This is a genomic window from Streptomyces sp. NPDC088254 (assembly GCF_044740925.1).
In the GTDB taxonomy this organism is placed as follows: Bacteria; Actinomycetota; Actinomycetes; order Streptomycetales; family Streptomycetaceae; genus Streptomyces.
The window spans coordinates 69,970-84,711 of record NZ_JBIURQ010000011.1; the positions used below are offsets into that span (position 1 = coordinate 69,970).

General features: G+C 73.5%; 14 protein-coding genes and 2 pseudogenes. 5 read left to right on the forward strand and 11 right to left on the reverse strand.

What is annotated here, in order from left to right; all coding sequences use genetic code 11:
- Positions 1-70: 70 nt before the first annotated feature.
- Complete coding sequence (locus tag ACIOC0_RS29450) at positions 71-1,348, forward strand: streptophobe family protein (RefSeq protein ID WP_402158786.1); 1,278 nt, start codon at positions 71-73, stop codon at positions 1,346-1,348.
- A 23-nt stretch (positions 1,349-1,371) separates the two neighbouring features.
- Here ACIOC0_RS29450 and ACIOC0_RS29455 read toward each other — a convergent pair whose 3' ends face one another.
- The 5 genes from ACIOC0_RS29455 to mgrA form a co-directional block, all read right to left on the reverse strand.
- Positions 1,372-2,334: a serine/threonine-protein kinase gene (locus ACIOC0_RS29455; RefSeq protein WP_402158787.1), complete on the reverse strand. Its 963-nt coding sequence runs from the start codon at positions 2,332-2,334 to the stop codon at positions 1,372-1,374.
- Positions 2,331-2,909 carry a hypothetical protein gene (locus ACIOC0_RS29460; protein ID WP_402158788.1) on the reverse strand — a complete coding sequence of 193 codons (579 nt, stop codon included), beginning with the start codon at positions 2,907-2,909 and terminating at the stop codon, positions 2,331-2,333. Before ACIOC0_RS29460 ends, ACIOC0_RS29455 begins: the two co-directional genes overlap by 4 nt.
- An 8-nt stretch (positions 2,910-2,917) precedes the next feature.
- Positions 2,918-5,257 carry an FHA domain-containing protein gene (locus ACIOC0_RS29465; protein WP_402158789.1) on the reverse strand — a complete coding sequence of 780 codons (2,340 nt, stop codon included), beginning with the start codon at positions 5,255-5,257 and terminating at the stop codon, positions 2,918-2,920.
- A 56-nt stretch (positions 5,258-5,313) separates the two neighbouring features.
- On the reverse strand, positions 5,314-5,724 hold the full coding sequence (locus ACIOC0_RS29470) for a hypothetical protein (RefSeq protein WP_389028833.1): 411 nt from the start codon (positions 5,722-5,724) through the stop codon (positions 5,314-5,316).
- 397 nt (positions 5,725-6,121) lie between these two features.
- Positions 6,122-7,114 carry an L-glyceraldehyde 3-phosphate reductase gene (gene mgrA / locus ACIOC0_RS29475; protein WP_402158790.1) on the reverse strand — a complete coding sequence of 331 codons (993 nt, stop codon included), beginning with the start codon at positions 7,112-7,114 and terminating at the stop codon, positions 6,122-6,124.
- Between the two features lie 172 nt (positions 7,115-7,286).
- Here mgrA and ACIOC0_RS29480 point away from each other — a divergent pair, with 172 nt between their 5' ends.
- Positions 7,287-8,195, forward strand: coding sequence for a LysR family transcriptional regulator (locus ACIOC0_RS29480; RefSeq protein WP_402158791.1), 909 nt, complete (start codon positions 7,287-7,289; stop codon positions 8,193-8,195).
- A gap of 178 nt (positions 8,196-8,373) precedes the next feature.
- The gene (locus ACIOC0_RS29485; RefSeq protein ID WP_402158792.1) at positions 8,374-8,889 is read left to right on the forward strand and encodes a DinB family protein; all 516 of its coding nucleotides are present in this window, start codon (positions 8,374-8,376) and stop codon (positions 8,887-8,889) included.
- Here ACIOC0_RS29485 and ACIOC0_RS29490 read toward each other — a convergent pair.
- Both ACIOC0_RS29490 and ACIOC0_RS29495 read right to left on the reverse strand, forming a co-directional pair.
- Complete coding sequence (locus ACIOC0_RS29490) at positions 8,871-9,950, reverse strand: adenosine deaminase (RefSeq protein WP_402158793.1); 1,080 nt, start codon at positions 9,948-9,950, stop codon at positions 8,871-8,873. The two genes, ACIOC0_RS29485 and ACIOC0_RS29490, sit on opposite strands and share 19 nt — an antisense overlap.
- A gap of 62 nt (positions 9,951-10,012) precedes the next feature.
- On the reverse strand, positions 10,013-10,405 hold the full coding sequence (locus ACIOC0_RS29495; RefSeq protein WP_402158794.1) for a VOC family protein: 393 nt from the start codon (positions 10,403-10,405) through the stop codon (positions 10,013-10,015).
- Positions 10,406-10,921: 516 nt separating this feature from the next.
- Here ACIOC0_RS29495 and ACIOC0_RS29500 point away from each other — a divergent pair.
- Positions 10,922-11,449 carry a DUF3291 domain-containing protein gene (locus ACIOC0_RS29500; RefSeq protein WP_402158795.1) on the forward strand — a complete coding sequence of 176 codons (528 nt, stop codon included), beginning with the start codon at positions 10,922-10,924 and terminating at the stop codon, positions 11,447-11,449.
- 38 nt (positions 11,450-11,487) lie between these two features.
- On the opposite strand, the pseudogene ACIOC0_RS29505 reads toward ACIOC0_RS29500, so the two are convergent.
- The 3 genes and pseudogenes from ACIOC0_RS29505 to ACIOC0_RS29515 all read right to left on the reverse strand — a co-directional run.
- Positions 11,488-11,592: pseudogene (locus ACIOC0_RS29505) on the reverse strand (cysteine hydrolase); the annotation flags it as partial.
- Positions 11,584-11,757: pseudogene (locus tag ACIOC0_RS29510) on the reverse strand (aminoglycoside phosphotransferase); the annotation flags it as partial. The pseudogenes ACIOC0_RS29505 and ACIOC0_RS29510, both read right to left, overlap by 9 nt.
- A gap of 48 nt (positions 11,758-11,805) precedes the next feature.
- Complete coding sequence (locus ACIOC0_RS29515) at positions 11,806-13,125, reverse strand: aldehyde dehydrogenase family protein (RefSeq protein WP_402158796.1); 1,320 nt, start codon at positions 13,123-13,125, stop codon at positions 11,806-11,808.
- Between the two features lie 257 nt (positions 13,126-13,382).
- Between ACIOC0_RS29515 and ACIOC0_RS29520 the strand changes: the two genes are divergently transcribed.
- Positions 13,383-14,414, forward strand: a complete 1,032-nt coding sequence (locus tag ACIOC0_RS29520; protein WP_402158797.1) for an acyl-CoA dehydrogenase family protein — start codon at positions 13,383-13,385, stop codon at positions 14,412-14,414.
- A gap of 137 nt (positions 14,415-14,551) precedes the next feature.
- On the opposite strand, the gene ACIOC0_RS29525 is transcribed toward ACIOC0_RS29520, so the two are convergent.
- A complete protein-coding gene (locus ACIOC0_RS29525; protein WP_351096580.1) occupies positions 14,552-14,719 on the reverse strand; it encodes a hypothetical protein in 168 nt (55 codons plus the stop codon).
- Between the last annotated feature and the right edge of the window lie 23 nt (positions 14,720-14,742).

Sequence of the window (14,742 nt, forward strand, 5' to 3'; positions counted from 1 at the left end):
AGGGACGCTGCGGGACGCGGACGGCTCTCCTGGGCGCGCGCGGGCCGGTGTGGGTGCTTAGCGTGGCAGCGTGAGCCGGCCCACCCCCTCCCACCAGGCAGTCGCCCGTCGTCACGGCTGGGTGCAGGCGCTCGGCGTGGCCCTGGCCGCGCTGGTGGTCATGGGCGTCGTGGCCGCGCTCGGGCTGTGGGCGGCGGGGGCGGCGGATCTGCCCGACGGGGCGTTCCCCCGGGTGGTCGCGGCGACCGTCGTGACGGCCGTCGGCGGCACGGTCGAGCTGTCCGGGGACGCGGGCGGCATCGCCGACACGGAGGCGGGGCTGACGGTGATGCCGCTGTCGGTGACGCTCGCCGGGGCGCTGGTGGCGGCCGCGGGGTTTCTGCGTCCGCTGCGTCATCGCGCGGTGGCCGGGGCGGCGGAGCTGGCGGGCTGGGCGGCACGGATCGCCGGGGTGTTCCTGCTCGGTCTGCTGGCGGCGGCCCTCGCCGCCCGCCAGACCTTCGCCGTCTCGCTGGGCGACGACACGCTGACCGACCTGGGCGAGGTGTTCGGTGTGGCCCCGCGCGTCGGCTTCACGGCGAACGTGCCGCTGACGCTCGCGGTGGGGCTGCTGTGGCTGGCCGGGGTGCTGGTGCTGGCCCTGCTGGCATCGCGCGGGGCGCCGCTGCCGGGCCGTCTGCTGCGCTGGCGGGAGTCGGTGCGGCCGGCGGCGTCCGCGATGGTGGCGCTGCTGCTCGCGTGCGTGGCGCTGGGCGTGCTGGCCGCCCTCGTCGCCGCGGTGAGTCGCGGTCATCCGGCGCGGACGGCCGCGGTGGTGCTGCTGGGGCTGCCCAACACGGTGTGGCCGGCGTTCACCGTCGGGCTGGGCGCGAGCTGGCAGGGGCGGGTGCAGGGGCCGTTCGGGCTGCCGATGCCGCCGGTGCTGGACGAGGCGCTGCGCGGTTCGGACACCGCGACGCTGAGTCTGAGCACGCTCGCCGAGCGGGACGGCCGGGTGTGGTGGCTGGTCGTGGTGGACGCGGTGCTGCTGGTGGGTGCGGCGTCCCTGATGGCGGGCCGTTCACCGGGGCGTACACCGCTGTGGCGGCACGCCGTGCGGATGGGCGTCGCGTTGACGGTGACCGTGCTGGCGATCTGCCTGCTGGGGCGGGTCTCTGCGCATTACGGCCTGTCGCTGTTCGGGATCAGCGACCTGGGCGGCGGGGGATTGTCGGGGGACGTGTACCTGCGTCCCCGACTGTGGACGGCGCTGGTGCCGGCGGTGCTGTGGGGGGTGGCCGCGGGATTTCTGGGCGGCCTGCTGGCCCGGGCGGCGCGCCGACGGGACGGGGCGACGCGGGCACGCTGACGTCTGCACGGCGCTGGGGGCGCTCAGTGGCGGGCCCCGATGACCGGGGCGGCCCACGGGGGCGGTTGGGGCGGGGGGTGGGGCTGGGTCCGGCGGTGAGGTGGGGGGTGGGAGGCTCCGGCGGTGCGCAGGGCGGCCACGAAGGTGAGGCAGGTGGGGTGGCGGTCCTCGGCCGTCTTGGCGAGGGCCCGGGCCAACACCTCGTCGACGGGTGGGGGCAGGTCGGGGCGGAGCTCGGTCAGCGGGGTCGGCTCGTCGTACTGGTGGGCCCACAGCAGGGCCATGTCGTCGTCGCGCCGGAAGGGCGGCCGGCCCGCGAGGGTCTCGTAGACGACGCAGGCGAGCCCGTAGACGTCGCAGCGGCCGTCGACCGGGCGGCCGGAGATCTGCTCGGGGGCGACGTAGTCGAGGGTGCCGACGAACTGGCCCACGCTGGTGAAGCCGGTGAGGGACAGCGACTTCTTCGTGAGGCCGAAGTCGGTGAGGTAGACGTGCTCGGGGTGGTCGCTGTCGGTGCCGCGGGCGACGAGGATGTTGCCGGGCTTGACGTCCCGGTGGACGAGCCCGTGTTCGTGCGCCGCGTCGAGCGCGGAGGCGACCTGGGCGGCGATGCGGACGGCGGACGGCAGCGGCAGCGGGCCCCGGCTGTCGATGAGGTGGCGCAGGTCGCTGCCGGGGACGTAGCGCATGGCGATGTAGAGGACGCCGTCGGTCTCGCCGGCCTCGAACACGGGCACGATGTGCGGGTGGTCGATCGCTGCGGCCACCCGGGACTCGTGGGTGAACCGTCCGCGGAAGGTGTCGTTGCGGGCCAGTTCGGGCGCGAGCAGTTTGAGGGCGACCGTGCGGTCCAGGCGCAGGTCGCGGGCGCGGTAGACGACGGCCATGCCGCCGCGCCCGATCTCGGCCTCGATGCGGTAGCTCGCCACCTCCCGTCCGACCAATGCGGACGGCCGGCCGGAGAACAGGCTGGACTGGCGGCTCATCGGGGTTCGCCCTTGGGGGTGACGACCCGGGTGGGGGCGTGCCCGAGGTCCTCGGAGGCGGTGGCGGCGTGTCCGGCGTCCTCGGGCGGGGCGGGCGGTTCGTCGGCGGCGTAGGTGCTCAGCCCGGTGCCGTCGCCGTACGCCCAGCGCTCCTCGGCCGGGTCGTACAGCCACATGGACTCGCCGTCGACGACGACCCCGATGCGCAGTCCGCTGGTGCGGCGGCGGAACGCCTCCCCGTCGAGGCCGCCGCCGGCGAGTTCCTCGACGGCGGCCCGGTAGCGCGCCAGGGCCTGTTCGGCGCGTCCGAGCAGAGGCCGGGGGTCGGCGAGGGCGGTGCGGGGGGCGTCCGTGCCCGGCGGGTCCTGGGGTACGGCGATCAGACGGCGGCCGTCCACCCAGGCCGACCAGCCGTTGGCGCACAGCACGTGCCCCCAGTCGCCGCGCCGCTCGGTGAGCCGTACGGGCAGCAGCGCGTCGAGGGAGACGGTCGGCCGGGCGGGGTCGGGGGCCTCCCAGGCGGGCATCCCGTGCGGGGGGACGACGTGCGTGGGCAGGAAGCCGGGGGTCGCCATCGCATCGCCTACTTCCGCATCACGGCGGGCTCGTGCCGGCGCAGCAGACGGGAGACGACGAACCCGAAGAGCGCCGACAGGACGAGAAGCATGCCGATGTCGAGGAGCCACACGCCCGCCGCGTGCGCGAAGAGCGGATCGCCGGTCAGGTGGCCGGGGACGATGCGGGCGAGGTCCAGGGTGCCGGCCATGGCGGCGAACGCCCAGCGCGAGGGCACCAGCCAAGCGAGCTGTTCCAAGCCCGGCACGCCGTCCAGTTCCAGCAGCGCGCCGCAGAACACCACCTGGACGATGGCGAGCAGCACCAGCAGCGGCATGGTCACCTCCTCCTTGCGCACGAGCGCGGAGACGAGGAGGCCGAGCATCATCGCCGTGAAGGACAGCAGGGCGACGGCGAGGGTGATCTCGATCAGCGGCGGCATCAGCACGCCTTCGCCGCCTGGTGCGCCGAGGTCCACGCCGAGCAGGGCGACGAGCGTCAGGACGACGGCCTGCACGATCGTGACAGCGCCCAGGACGACGATCTTCGACATCAGGTACATGGATCTGGACAGGCCCACCGCGCGTTCACGCCGGTAGATCGTGCGTTCCTTGACGAGTTCGCGCACGGCGTTGGCCGCGCCGGTGAGGACGCCGCCGACGCACAGGATGAGCAGCGCGTTCATGGCGGTGTCCCGGGTGAGCCGGCCGCCGGCGAGGGCGCGGGCCATGGCGCCCATCACGAACGGCAGGGCGATCATGATGATCAGGAAGGTGCGGTCGGCGAGCAGCGCGGCCGTGTAGCGGCGGACCAGTGTGCCGAGCTGGGCGATCCGGCTGCGGGGCCGGGGCGGCGGCAGCATGATCACGGGGCCTTCGCGGTCCAGGTGCGGCTGGGCGCTGGAGTTGGCGACGTAGTGCCGGTGGAACGCCGAGTCACGGTACTCCCCCGCCCAGTCGCGTTCCCGGTCGCGTTCGAAGGCCTCGAACGCCTCGGGCCACTGGGTGAAGCCGAAGAAGGCGAGGGCGTCCTCGGGCGGGCCGTAGTAGGCGACCTTGCCACCGGGCGCCAGGACGAGGAGCCGGTCGCACACGTCGAGGCTGAGGACGCTGTGGGTGACGACAATGACGGTGCGCCCGTCGTCGGCCAGACCGCGGAGCATGTGCATCACCGAGCGGTCCATGCCGGGGTCGAGCCCCGAGGTCGGCTCGTCGAGGAAGAGCAGCGACGGCTTGGTGAGCAGTTCGAGGGCCACGCTGACGCGTTTGCGCTGGCCGCCGGAGAGGCTGTGCACGGGCTGGTCGGCGCGCTGTTCCAGGCCCAGTTCGCGCAGGACCTCCTCGACCCGCTCCCGGCGCTCGGCCTTCGCGGTGTCCTGCGGGAAGCGCAGTTCGGCGGCGTAGACGAGGGCGCTGCGCACGGTGAGCTGGAGGTGCAGGATGTCGTCCTGGGGGACGAGGCCGATGCGCTGGCGCAGTTCGGCGTAGTCGCGGTAGAGGTCGCGGCCGTCGTAGACGACGGTGCCGTGGTCGGCGGGGCGCTGGCCGGTGAGGGCGTTGAGGAGGGTGGACTTGCCGGCGCCGCTGGGGCCGACGACGGCGAGCAGGCACTTCTCCCCGACCGGGAACGACACGTCGTCGAGGAGGACCTTGCGGCCGTGTTCGACGGCGACGGTGAGGTCCTGGACGTCGAGGGAGACCTCGCCGGTGTCGACGTACTCCTGGAGTTCGTCGCCGACCAGGCAGAACGCCCAGTGGCCGATGCCGACGATGTCGCCGGGGCCGATCGGGGCGGCGGTGACGGGCAGGCCGTTGAGGTAGGTGCCGTTGTGGCTCTCGAGGTCGGCTATCTCGTAGCCGCCGTCGGGCAGGGCGCGCAGTTCGGCGTGCCGGCGGGATACGACCAGGTCGTCGATGACGAGGTCGTTGTCGGGGGCGCGGCCGATGCGGACGGTGCGGGCGGGCAGCGGACGGACGCTGGTGGGGTGCCGGAAGGTACCGGTGAGCGCGGGCTCGGAGACCGCGGCCGGGCCGGGCGGCTCGGCGGCGGGGTGGTCGGTGAGCAGGACGCTCGGGCCGTCGTCGGGGCTGCCGAAGCGCAGGACGCTGCCGGGGCCGACGTCCGAGACGCGGACGCGCCGGCCGTCGGCGTAGGTGCCGTTGGTGCTGTCGGCGTCGCGCACCGTCCAGTGGTCGCCCTCGGGGCGCAGGACCGCGTGGTGCCAGGAGACACGGGCGTCGTCGAAGACGATGTCGTTGAGCGGGTCGCGGCCGACGTGGTAGTCGCGGCCGGGAAACATCACTGTGGAACCCGTCTCGGTGTTCAGGACGAGTTCGGGAGCCGTCGAGGCGAACGGGCGCTCCACCATGACCGGATTCTATCGATTCGCCACCAGGTGCGCCCATTCGGAGTACGAGGCGGTCGTCAGCCGACGGGGACGAACAGCGCCGGAACGGTGCGCTGCATGCGCAGGGCGTCGACCGACTCGGCGAGCAGTTCGTACTCGGTGGTCTCGTCGCTCACGGCGATCCGCACCAGCCGGCCGCCCGCCAACTCGTCGGCGACCAGTTCCTGTCGGCCCGGGTCGGCGCACCAGGCGCGCAGCAGCCGGGGCACGTCGGCGACGGTGTCGGCGACCGGGACGAGGGCGCCCGGCGGGAAGGCCTCGTCGTCCGGGCTGGGGTCGAGCCGTTCGGCGATCCAGGAGGCCCGGTCGCGCAGCCACCACAGGGCGAGGGCCAGGGTCGGGGCCCGGTAAGTGCCGAGCGGGACGCCGATGCGCCGGCCGGCGCAGACGCCGTATGCGGTGACATGGCACAGGAATTCGTCGTGCACGACCTTCTCCCCCGTCGCTCGCCTGCCGGTGCGGCCTCGCTTTCCGTGCGGCTCCTGTGGGGTGAACTGCCCCTGACCTTCGAGTATGTTCACATCTAAAACACTGTCACCACGACATTCCGGCCAGTCTCCTGGCATATTCCGTGGCGTTCATGGCCGAAAGCGTTTGCCGACCGGGGGCGGGGGGAGGTCGCCCGTACCGGGGCGCGCTGAGAGAGTTGCCCGCCGGGCTGCGCGGTCGCGGGTGCGGGGGCCGAACGGGGCCGGGGCTCGGGCCGTCGTGGGGCGGAACTTCGTCGACTTCTTACGGACCCGCGGGCTTGCCAGGACCCGCGGGTGCCGTCGGGGACACCGGTGACGTCGGCGCACATTGACGCACGTTGACGCCTTCGGGGGTTCAGCCGTTGATCACCGCGTCGATCCGGGCCAGTTCACCGGCCTCGAAGTCCAGGTTGTCCAGGGCGCCGACGCTGTCCTCGATCTGCCGGGCGCTGCTCGCGCCGACCAGGGCGGAGGTCACGCGCCCGCCTCGCAGCACCCAGGCCAGCGCCATCTGGGCGAGGGACTGGCCGCGGGACTTGGCGATCTCGTCCAGGGCGCGCAGCTTGCCGACCAGTTCGCCGGTGAGCTTGTCGGAGTTCAGGAACGGGCTGTCGCTCGCGGCCCGCGAGTCCTCCGGGATGCCGTCTAGGTAGCGGCCGGTGAGCACGCCCTGCTCCAGCGGGGAGAAGACGATGGAGCCGACCTGGAGTTCGTCCAGGGCGTCCAGCAGGCCGCCGGTCTCGGGCCGGCGGTCCAGCATCGAGTAGCGCGGCTGGTGGATGAGGAGCGGGGTGCCCAGCTCGCCGAGGATGCGGGCGGCCTCCCGGGTCTGCTCCGCCGAGTAGTTGGACACACCGACGTAGAGCGCCTTGCCCTGCTGGACGGCGGAGTGCAGCGCGCCCATCGTCTCCTCCAGCGGAGTGTCCGGGTCGGGGCGGTGCGAGTAGAAGACGTCGACGTAGTCCAGGCCCATCCGCTTCAGGCTCTGGTCCAGCGAGGACAGCACGTACTTGCGCGAACCCCACTCGCCGTACGGACCGGGCCACATCAGGTACCCGGCCTTGGTGGAGATCACCAGTTCGTCGCGGTAGGCCGCGAAGTCGGACTTCAGGAAGCCGCCGAGCGCGGTCTCGGCGGCGCCGGGCGGCGGGCCGTAGTTGTTGGCGAGGTCGAAGTGCGTCACGCCGAGGTCGAAGGCGCGCCGCAGGATCGCCCGCTGGGTCTCCGCGGGCCGGTCCGGGCCGAAGTTGTGCCACAGGCCGAGCGACAGTGCGGGGAGCATCAGGCCGCTGCGTCCGGTGCGCCGGTAGGGCATGTCCGCGTAGCGGTCGGGGTGTGCGGTGTACAACGCGACTCCAGGAGGGGTTGGCTCGGACGCCGGGCCGGCCGACGGGAGCGTCGGCGTGGTGGGGTCCGGGTGGTCGGTGCTTCTCGTGAACGCCCGGTCCACTCTGTCGCGACCTGCGGGTAGTGGTCCAACAGAAGAATCCGATGGTATTCAGCGGATACGCTTCTCAATCATGGAACTGCGCCACCTCCAGCACTTCGTCGCGGTCGCCGAGGACCAGCATTTCACCCGGGCCGCCGAACGCCTCATGGTGTCCCAGTCGGGCCTGTCGGCGTCGATCCGGGCGCTGGAGCGGGAGCTGCGCGCGCCGCTGTTCGTGCGCACGACCCGCCGGGTGACGTTGACGGAGGCGGGGCGCGCTCTGCTGGCGGAGGCGCGGCGGATCCTGGCGCAGGTGCGGGCGGCCCACGAGGCGGTGGCCGCCGTGCAGGGCGTGGTGCGGGGCACGCTCGCGGTGGGCACCGAGCAGTGCATCGCGGGCGTGCACGTGGCGGGGCTGCTGGCGGCGTTCCGGCGGCGGCATCCGGACGTGGAGATCCGGCTGCGGCAGTCCGGCTCGGGCGCGCTCGCCGAGGAGGTCGCCGCCGGGCGGCTGGACCTGGCCTTCGCCTACCGCACCCGGGCCGACAGCGACCAGCTGCGCTCCGTCCCCCTGGCCGGTGAGCCGATGTACGTGCTGTGCCATCCCGACCACCGGCTCGCCGGCGGCCCGGCGGCGCTGAGCCCGGCCGACGTCGCCGGGGAGGTGTTCGTCGACTTCCACCCGGACTGGGGGCCGCGCCGGGCCACCGACGCCGCCTTCGCCGCGGCCGACGTCCGCCGGACGGTCGCCCTGGAGGTCAACGACGTGCACAGTCTGCTGGACCTGGTGGACGAGAACCTCGGCATCGCCGTCGTACCGCGCCACTTCCGGCACAAGCGGACGGCGCTGACCGCGCTGCCGCTGAAGGGCGCGGACGAGGTGGTGTACGAGACGGTCGCCCTGCTGCCGCCCGGGGAGGCGACCAGCCCCGCGGCGCGGGCGCTGATGGCGCTGCTGGAGACGGACGGCGGCGAACGGCACGGCCTCGGGGACGGGTGAGCCGGGGCGGCTGCCGGGGCGGACGGACGGGGCCGGACCGGGGGCAGGCGCGGGCGGGGTGCGCGGCCGGATCGGGGGCGGGCGCGGGCGGGGTGCGCGGCCGGATCGGGGGCGGGCGCGGGCGGGGTGCGCGGCCGGATCGGGGGCGGGCGCGGGCGGGGTGCGCGATGGTGGACGTATGCACGCCAAGGACATCCTCATCGACGCGTACGGCCGGGTCCGGGAAGAAGTCCACGCCGCCGTCGAGGGCCTGGACGCCGACGAGCTCAACGCCCGCCCCACCACCGAGACCAACTCGGTGGCCTGGCTGGTCTGGCATCTCACCCGCGTCCAGGACGACCACGTCGCGGACGCCTTCGGGCTCGACCAGGTGTGGCCGTCCCAGGACTGGGAGAAACGGTTCGGCCTGGACCTGCCGCGCCTCGACACCGGGTACGGCCACAGCGCGGCGCAGGTCGCCCGGGTGCGGGTCGACTCACCCGGGCTGCTGACCGGGTACCACGACGCCGTCCACGCGCAGACGCTCGAGGCGCTGCGCACGATGACCGCGGCGGACCTCGAGCGGATCGTGGACGAACGCTGGGACCCGCCCGTCACGCTGGGCGTACGCCTGGTCAGCGTCCTGTCCGACGACCTCCAGCACGTCGGACAGGCCGCCTATGCGCGCGGGCTGCTTCAGAGCGCGGTGGCGTAAGCCGGCAGCACGACATCCTCGATCAGGGCGTTGCGCTCGTCGAACGGGACGAACGCGCTCTTGAGGGCGTTGACGGTGACCGTGCGCAGGTCCTCGACCGTCCAGCCCGCCTCCTCGACGAGGAGGGACATCTCGCGGGTCATCGTGGTGCCGGAGACCAGGCGGTTGTCGGTGTTGAGGGTGACGCGGAAGCCGAGGTCCTTCAGCGCGGTGATCGGGTGCTCGGCGATGGAGGACGCGGCGCCGGTCTGCAGGTTCGAGGTGGGGCACATCTCCAGCGCGATCCGGCGGTCGCGCACCCAGCCGGCCAGCCGGCCGAGCTTGCCGCCCGCGAGGTCGGGGATGTCGTCGGTGATGCGCACGCCGTGGCCGATGCGCTGGGCTCCGCACACGTGGAGCGCCTGGTGGATGCTGGGCAGGCCGTGGGCCTCGCCGGCGTGGATCGTGAACGGCACGTTCTCGCCGCGCAGGTACTCGAAGGCGTCGAGGTGGTCGGCGGGCGGGAAGCCGTCCTCGGCGCCGGCGATGTCGAAGCCGACGACGCCCGCGTCCCGGAAGGCGACGGCGAGGTCGGCGGTGGCGCGGGTGCGGTCGAACATGCGCATGCCGCAGAGCAGGGTGCCGACGCGGACCGGCGTGCCGGCGGCGGCCGCCCGGGCCATGCCGGCGGCGAGCCCCTCCTGGACGGTCTCGACGACCTCGGCGAGCGTCAGACCGCCCTTGAGCATCAGCTCGGGGGCGTAGCGGACCTCGCCGTAGACGACGCCGTCGGCGGCCAGGTCGAGGACGTACTCCTCGGCGGTGCGCAGGAGCCCCTCGCGGGTCTGCATCACGGCGAGGGTGTGTTCGAAGGTGGCGATGTAGCGGACCAGGTCGCCGGAGTTCGCGGCCTCGACGTACCAGGCGGCCAGCTCCTCCGGGTCGGTGGTGGGCAGGGTGTGGCCGACGGCCTCGGCGAGCTCGACGACGGTGGCGGGACGCAGTCCGCCGTCGAGGTGGTCGTGCAGGACGGCCTTGGGGAGCCGGCTGATCAGGTCGGCGTCTACGCGCGTAGCGGTCATGGTGTGCGGTTCCTCGGGCGTGGCTGGAGGGAGGTGGAGAGGGGCGGGAAGGGCGCGGGGGCTCAGCCGGCGGGCTGGAGCAGGTCCCAGCGGTTGCCGTACAGGTCCTGGAAGACGGCGACGGAGCCGTACGGCTCGTGGCGGGGCTCCTCCAGGAAGGTCACGCCGGCGGCGCGCATCCGGGCGTGGTCGCCGGCGAAGTCGTCGGTGTGCAGGAAGAAGCCGACGCGGCCGCCGGTCTGGTCGCCGACCCTGGCCCGCTGGGCGTCGCCCTTGGCACGGGCGAGCAGCAGCCCGGCGCCGCCCTGACGCTCACCCGGCCGCACGACGACCCACCGCGACCCGTCGGGCCGCGGCTCGTCCTCGACGAGCCGGAAGCCGAGGGCCTCGGTGTAGAAGCGGAGCGCGTCGTCATAGTCGTCGACGACGAGGGTGACCAGGGCGATGTGTGCCATCGGGACCTCTCGGAGGGGCGATTGACGGGAGAGGTTATACGTAAAACTCACCGGACGCCAGTCGTGCCCGGGGCGGGCGGGCGCGCACGGTGCGACGGCCGGTGGGGGCGGGTCCGACCCGCGCACGCGGGTCGGGGTGACGCCTCGACACCGGAGGGCGTGACCGGGGCGCCCGGAGCCGAGCACCGCCCCAAACGGGTCAGACGCGTCCCGCGGCACGGGCACCGCGACTCGGGCCCGCCGGGCAAGCACGGACCACTCGACGACCGTGAGCCCACCTCACCGCCCCACCCCGCAACGACCCGGCACACGAAGCCACTTGGGCGAGGAAAACGCAACTTCGACATGGCTCGCAGAGGCGGCTACCTTCACCTGGTCCTCGGCGATCGCCCACGGCCGCGCAGGAGTTCCTTCAGGCTGACCCGGCCGCGACGGGATGCGTCGGCCACGCATCCTCGCCCCACGCGTAAGCCACCCCACCGGGTCCACGACAGGCCCCCCATCAGGGAGAGACGCATGCCCCGTCTTGCGCTGTACACGTTCGGCGTCCTGAAGTCACCGCTCGCCGATCCCGGACGTCTCACACGGGAGTTCTACGACAGCGGTGACGCCGTCTACCGGCAGATCGGTCAGCACCCCGGGTACCTCGCGCATGCCGAAGCGGCAGACGGTGAGCGGGGCATGCTCTTCGGGGCGGACTGGGGCGCGTGGGGAGAGTTCGCCGTGCCGGCCTGGTACGGCAAGGGCCGTACGGCGCACACCACCGCCCTGGCCACGACCCTCTCACTCTGGACCGGCCTGCGCCCCGCCTTCGAGGCCGTCTACGCCGGCCCGCACCGTGAGGCGCTGAACAGGCGTCACGACTGGTTCGAGAGGACGGAACACCCGACGCACGTGCTCTGGTGGGTCTCCGACGCCGTGACACCCGCCTGGCAGGACGGGGTCGCCGGACTGGAACACCTCCACGGCCACGGCCCCGCGCCGCACGCCTTCACCTTCCGCCACCCGTTCGCCCCGGACGGAACTCCGACGGCCACGAGGTGACGCCGGCTTGCCCTGCACACGAGGACGGCCTTCCGCTGTCGCGGTGCCATGGCTTTGAGCCAGTCCTCGACGGCGACGACCTCCGCCCACTGCGGGAACAGCTTCTCGGTGAGGATCCGGTGCACTTCGGGGTCGGTGTCGAGGAGGAGCGGCAGACGCGGAGCCGGCCGGGGCAGCCACCGCCGCTCTTTGAGCTGATGCTCCGGGGTGGGGTCCATGCGCTGCATGCGCACGGCCGGCTCATCCACGAGACGCCACATCTGGTTGCCCCAGCCGCCCGCCACCTCGCGGACGGCCAGACCCGAGATCAGCTCGGGGACGGACCGGCCCTACCGGCCGGGCCGCGCGACGGGCGGTCAGCTCAGGGGCTTGTCGAGGACCGCCTTGCGGTGGCTGAAGGTCTCCAGTGAGTAGCGGCCGTGGTAGTTGCCCGTGCCGCTCTCGCCCACGCCGCCGAACGGGAGGTCGGAGACGGTGAGGTGGGCGAGGGGGAGGCCGTGGCCGAGGCCGCCGGAGGACGTCTCGGCGGCGACGCGGCGGCGGGTGTCCTCCGACTCGCTGAAGACGTACAGCGCGAGCGGCTTGTCCCGGTCGTTGATGAAGTCGATGGCCTCGTCGAGGCCGGAGACGGTCACGATCGGCAGGACGGGGCCGAAGATCTCCTCCCGCATGACGGGCGACTCGGGGTCGACGTCGGCGAGGACGGTCGGCGCGATGTACTTGGCGGTGCGGTCGCTGTCGCCGCCCACGACCGTGCGGCCCGAGTCCAGGAGGGCGGTGAGCCGGTCGAAGTGGCGCTCGTTGACGATGCGGCCGTACTCCTCGCAGGCCTGCGGGTCCTTGCCGTAGAGCGCCTCGACGGCGGCGGTGAGCGCGGGTTCGAGGGCTGCGGCGGTCTCCGGGTCGGTCAGGACGTAGTCGGGGGCGACGCAGGTCTGGCCGGCGTTGAGGAACTTGCCGCGGGCCAGCCGGTCGGCGACCACCGTCAGGTCGGTGTCGCGGTCGACGAACACCGGTGACTTGCCGCCGAGTTCGAGGGTGACCGGGGTGAGGTGCTCGGCGGCGGCGCGCATCACGACGCGGCCGACGGTGCCGTTGCCGGTGTAGAAGACGTGGTCGAAGCGCTCGGCGAGCAGTGCCGTCGTCTCGGGGACGCCGCCCTCCACTACGGCGACGGCGTCGGTGTCGAGGTAGGCGGGCAGCAGCCGGGCCAGGGCGGCGGAGGTGGCGGGCGCAAGCTCGCTGGGCTTGGCGACGACCGCGTTGCCCGCGGCCAGGGCGCCGACCATCGGGGAGAGCAGGAGCTGGGCCGGGTAGTTCCAGGGGGCGATGACGAGGACGACGCCGAGCGGGTCGTACTGCGTCCAGGCGGTGGCGTCGTCGCCGAGATGGGCGGGGACGGGGGCGGGCTCGGGGCGCAGCCAGTCGTCGAGACGGTCGAGGGTGTGGTCGATCTCGCGGACGGTGAAGTCGATCTCCGTGCGGTAGGCCTCGGTGCGGCTCTTGCCCAGGTCGGCGTGGAGGGCGGCGGCCAGTTCGGGGCCCTGTTCCGTGAGCATCTCGCGCAGCCGGCGCAGCTGCCCCGTGCGCCATTCGACGGGCTTGGTGCGGCCGGTGCGGAAGGTGGCGCGCAGTCGGGCCACGGTCGCCGCGGGCTGCTCGGGAGTGTTGCTCATGGGTGCCTCACTGGGGTGGTTCGGATCCCGGGCCCTGGGGTGGGCTCCGGCTCGTCGTACGGGTGCGCCTTATTGCATGTAATGGCCAACCATCTCCCCGTGCCCCACATTCCCGCTCTCACGCACCGGTTTCCGGGGGCGGTCCGACCTCCGCTCGAACGGCGACCCGCATCGGACGCCCCCGCGGCAGGCGCCGCGCCCCCGACCGGAAGACCCGCGGCAGGCGCCCCCCACCCCCGACCGGAAGAATCGTCCGCATGACCGACGCCCCGCACCCCCTCGTCACCGCCGCCCGGCGGCTCGCCGACGACCTCCTCGCCCCGCACGCCGAACGTGTCGACCAGGAGGGCGTGCCCCTGAGCCATCTCGCACGGATCCGGCGCTCGGGGCTGCTCGGGATCAACGCGCCCGCACGGTACGGCGGTTCGGCCGCGCCCGCGGCTGTCGTGCGGGAGACGGCGGAGATCCTCTCCGGGGCGTGCTGCTCGACGTGGTTCGTGCAGACGCAGCACCACACACCGGTGCTGACCCTGGCGAAGGGCGAAGGCCCGGCGCGCGAGCGCCTGTTGGGCCCGCTGGCCCGCGGGGAACTGCTCTCCGGGGTCGCCTACGCCCATCTGCGGGCGCATCCGACGACGCCCGTGCGGGCGACCCGGGAGCGCGGCGGCTGGCGCTTCGACGGAACCGTGCCCTGGTACACGGGGTGGGGTCTGAACGACGTGATGCTGCTGGCCGGAGTGACCGACGCCGACGAGGCGCTGTTCGTGTTCGTCGAGGCCCGCGAGCAGCCGGGCCTGACCGCCTCCGAGCCGATGCGGCTCGCCGCCCTGACCGCCGCCCGGACCGTCTCCCTGCGCCTGGACGGGCTGCGGGTGCCGGAGGAAGCGGTCGCGCTGCGGACGCCGTACGAGCGGTGGGCGGCGGCGGACCGTCCGAAGACGGTGAGCGCGAACCCGGCCGTCTTCGGTCTGGCGCAGGCCGCCCTCGCCCTGCTCGACGAGGGCACCGCCGCCCCCCTGCGCGCGCGTCTGGCCGACGTCCGCCGCCGGGCCTACGCCCTGGCCGACCGCCCCGACCCGCAGGAGCACGCGGCGGAGCGGCTGGAGCTCAGGACGCGGGCGTACGAGATCCTCCAGGCGGCCACCGTCGCCGCCGTGGTGTCGGGCGGCGGCCGCTCGATGCTGCTGACGAACCGGGCCCAACGGCTGGCGCGCGAAGGCCTGTTCCTCCTGGTCCAGGGGCAGACGCGGGAGTCACGGGCCTCCCACCTGCGGGCGCTGACGAGCTGACCCCGCAGGGAGCTCAGCTCGCGAACGGCACCTGCGCCGAGGGGGCGGTGTCGACGCGGAAGGGGTGGCGCCACACGCCCTGCTCGGCGAGGATCCGGCGACGGCCGGCGGTCGAAGGGCGGTCCGGCTCGGCTTGTTCACTCCTCTTCGCCCGCCGGCACCACGACGAGGAACGCGTCCGACTTCAGGTCCATGACGACGGTCGCGGGCTCCCCCTCGGCCCGCCGCCGCGCCGCGTACTCCTCCGCCGGCCATGATCCGCGCGGAGCTCCCGCAGGAAAACGCTCCAACACCTTCGCGCCCATAGCGGCAGACACCTCCAGTTCCG